Raw genomic sequence first — 598 nt, 5'->3', positions numbered from 1 at the left:
ACAGAGGAGTTGACGGCGGCGAGCTTCTGCAAACTTCGCATCCGCCTGAAACGTTGCATGGCGCGTTCGCGTCGTCGGAAAGGCAGGTGCGAATTCTCGACGCAGTTGTTGAGCCACCAGCCCGTTTTCTGTTTTTTGTCAGTACCAAGCTCTCTGAAAGCGGTTCTATATGAGGCGAAGCGATCTGTGACAACGTTTTCCGCTTTACCGTGTCGCTCCATCAATGTCTTGAGGAATTTCAGCGCTGCAACTTTGTCTCGGCGTTTGGTGACAACGGCTCCCAGCACCTTGCTCTCATGATCTGCGGCCCGCCAGAGGTAATGCTTCTTGCCATTAACCTTCACAAAACCTCATCCACATGCCACTTCCATTTCGAGAATGCGCCCAGTTGTTGCACCCGCTTTCTTCGGATCTCAGAGGCAAACATCGGGCCAAACCTGATCCACCAATAGCGGACAGTTTCGTGGCTCACGTCGATGCCTCGTTCGTGCAGCAGAACTTCGACATTCCGAAACGAAAGCGGGAAGCGGATGTACTGCATCACCGCAAGGCGGATGATCTCAGGACAGGTGTTTATAGTATTTGAAAGAAGCAGGTC

At 52.7% G+C, this 598-nt stretch carries 1 pseudogene; it reads right to left on the bottom strand.

What is annotated here, in order from left to right:
• Positions 1 to 595 (bottom strand): annotated as a pseudogene (locus ACR0DE_RS21315) (IS6 family transposase); the annotation flags it as partial.
• Positions 596 to 598: the final 3 nt, after the last annotated feature.

It is taken from the genome of Ruegeria sp. C10 (assembly GCF_056537805.1).
Note: the sequence above shows the minus strand (reverse complement) of the source record. Positions and strands in the feature narration are given on the sequence as shown.